Origin of the sequence: Kitasatospora sp. NPDC127035, from assembly GCF_042726075.1 — a bacterium.
In the GTDB taxonomy this organism is placed as follows: Bacteria; Actinomycetota; Actinomycetes; order Streptomycetales; family Streptomycetaceae; genus Kitasatospora.
In genome coordinates, this window is the sequence record NZ_JBHXDN010000158.1 from 1 (window position 1) to 2,597 (window position 2,597).

The 2,597-nt window shown below is 74.5% G+C and carries 3 protein-coding genes; all 3 read right to left on the reverse strand.

Going from position 1 to position 2,597, the window contains the following annotated elements; translation table 11 throughout:
• Positions 1-72: 72 nt before the first annotated feature.
• The 3 genes from ACFWIC_RS40930 to ACFWIC_RS40940 are packed head-to-tail and all read right to left on the reverse strand — an operon-like array spanning position 73 to position 2,597.
• On the reverse strand, positions 73-969 hold the full coding sequence (locus tag ACFWIC_RS40930; RefSeq protein ID WP_380522273.1) for an SMP-30/gluconolactonase/LRE family protein: 897 nt from the start codon (positions 967-969) through the stop codon (positions 73-75).
• A gap of 15 nt (positions 970-984) precedes the next feature.
• Positions 985-1,983, reverse strand: coding sequence for a sugar kinase (locus ACFWIC_RS40935; RefSeq protein WP_380522275.1), 999 nt, complete (start codon positions 1,981-1,983; stop codon positions 985-987).
• Positions 1,980-2,597 carry a bifunctional 4-hydroxy-2-oxoglutarate aldolase/2-dehydro-3-deoxy-phosphogluconate aldolase gene (locus ACFWIC_RS40940; protein WP_380522277.1) on the reverse strand — a complete coding sequence of 206 codons (618 nt, stop codon included), beginning with the start codon at positions 2,595-2,597 and terminating at the stop codon, positions 1,980-1,982. The genes ACFWIC_RS40935 and ACFWIC_RS40940 overlap by 4 nt, the downstream gene beginning before the upstream one ends.

The window sequence follows — 2,597 nt, forward strand, 5'->3', positions numbered from 1 at the left end:
GTGGGGGTTCGAGCCCGCCCTGTGGCGGAGGCACTCCTGGGGAGGGCGAGGTGTGGCCGGGTGTTGTCCTGGCTACCGCAGCGTGTAGGGGGTTGCGGGTGGTGCGGTGGTGTTGACGGGGGTGGTGAGGATGGATCCTGCGAGGGCGGGGTTGGTGGTGAGGCCGTGTCGGGCGGTGGTGATGAGAAGGGTACCGGTGGGGGTGAGGCAGACGGAGGTGGGCTGTGGGGTGGGGAGGTGGATGCGGTCGGTGAGGGTGCCGTCGGGGTGGTAGCGGTGGATGGCGGAGCCGCCCCAGAGGGCGACCCAGAGGTGGTGGTCGTGGTCGACGGTCATGCCGTCGGGGGTGCCGGCGTGGCCGGTGCGGGTGAACTTCTCGCGGTGGGTGATGTTGCCGTGTGGGTCGAGGGTGCAGCGGTGGATGACGCGGGTGGCGCTGTCGGCGAGGTAGAGGGTGTGGCCGTCGGGGGTGAAGGCGGGGCCGTTGACGGTTGTGAGGCCGTCGAGGACGTGGTGGACGGTGCCGTCGTGGTCGGTGCGGTAGAGGTTGCCGGCGCCGGGGGTGTTGTCGTAGGGCATGCTGCCGGCCCAGAAGCGGCCGTGGGGGTCGCAGGCGCCGTCGTTCATGCGGGTGGGGACCCGTGTGTGGTCTTCGGGGCGGGCGAGCCAGTGGGTGGTTCCTTCGGGTGCGAGGAGGGCGATGCCGGTGCCGGCGGCGGCGATCCAGTGTCCGGGCTGGTGGGCGAGGGGGGCGACGGCACCGAGGGGGACGGGCAGGCGCAGGAGTTCGCGGGCGGGGGCGGGGGCGGGGTCGCGGGTTTCGAGGAGGCGGCCGGTGAGGATGTCGGTGAAGATCAGGCGGTCGTCGACCCAGCGGGCGCCTTCGGCGAGTTGATGGGTTCCGTGGGCGTGGACGGTGACGCGGGGGCCGGTGGGGTGTGTGGGAGGTACGGGTGGTGTGGGGTGCACGGGGGGTCCTGGGGGTCAGCGCAGGGTGGTTCCGGCGGGGGTGTCGAGGAGGGTGAGGTCGGTGCGGGTGGGCAGGCCTTCCCAGTCACCGCGTGTGGCGACGGCGAACGCGGCGGTGGCGGTGGCGCGGTTCAGGCGTTGTTCGACGGTAAGGCCGTCGAGTACTCCGGAGAGGTAGCCGGCGGTGAAGGCGTCGCCGGCGCCGATGACGTCGACGACGGGCACTGGTCGGGCCTTGGCGTGGTGTGTTCCGTCGGTGGTGGTGGCGTCGGCGCCGTCGCCGCCGCGGGTGATGACCACCTCGCGTGCGCCCTGGGTGAGGAGTGCCGTGACGGCGTGGTCCTCGTCGTGGGCGGGGTCGGGGGTGACGAGGTGGAGTTCGTCGGCGGAGGCGATGAGAATGTCGGCGAGGCGGGCCAGGGGCGGCAGGACCTCGCGGGCCTGGTGGTGGGTCCACAGGCGGGCGCGGAAGTTGACATCGAGGCTGACGGTGATGCCGAGGCGGCGGGCGCGGGCGGCGGCGGTGAGGACGGCCTGGGCGGCGGCGGGGCCCAGGGCGGGGGTGATGCCGGTGAGGTGGAGGATGCGGGTGGCGGGGTCGAGGGCGGTGAGGACGTCGTCGGGGTGGAGGGCGGATCCGGCGGAGCGGGTGCGGTGGTAGTGGACGGTGGCGAGGTCGCCGATGGCGTCCTCGCGCACGAGCAGGCCGGTGGGCCGGCCTTCGGTGTCGGTGTAGGTGTGGGTGGTGTCGACGTCTTCGGCGCGCAGGGTGCGCAGGACGAGCGCGCCGAACGGGTCGTCGCCGACCCGCCCGACCCAGCGGGCGCGGTGGCCGAGACGGGCCAGGCCGATCGCGACGTTGGCCTCCGCTCCGGCGACGGACAGTTCCATGGGCGGGGCGAGCCTGATCGGGCCGGTGGCGCGCAGTGCGGCCATCGCCTCCCCCACGGTCACCACCTCGGGCACGGACACGGGGAGGCCGGCAGGGGCGGGGCCGCTGGCGGTGCTGGTCATGCGGTCACCGTCCGGGTGAGGGCGGTGCGCCACTGTGCGACGCGGGCGCGCAGGGCCCTTTGGTCGCCGCCGTCGGCGGCGTCGCCGACCAGGGGCGAGCCCACTCCGACGGCCACCGCCCCGGCCGCGAGGTAGGCGAGGGCGGCGGTGGCGTCGATCCCGCCGACGGGCAGGAACGGCACGTCCGGGAACGGGGCGCGTAGCGCGTTCAGGTAGGCGGGGCCGCCGAACAGGGCGGGGAAGAGCTTGACGGCGAGGGCGCCGTGACCGGTGGCCGCCATGACCTCGCCGGGCGTCAGGGCCCCCATCAGCACCGGCGGTTCGCCGGGGCCCTGCGGCAGGCCGGGGACGAGGCCGGGGGTGACGAGGAAGGCGGCTCCCGCGTCCGCGGCCCGGGCGGCGTCCTCGGTACTCAGGACGGTCCCCGCACCCAGCAGCGCGTCGGGCCCGAGCTCACGGCGGGCCTGGTCGATCACCCACAGTGCGTCGGTGGTGGTCAGGGACACCTCAGAGGCGGTGATGCCCTCCTCGGCGAGGGTCAGCACGGTTCGCAGCGCGGCGTCACGGTCACGCCCCCGCACGATCGCGAGGGTGCGGCAGGGCAACTCGGTCAG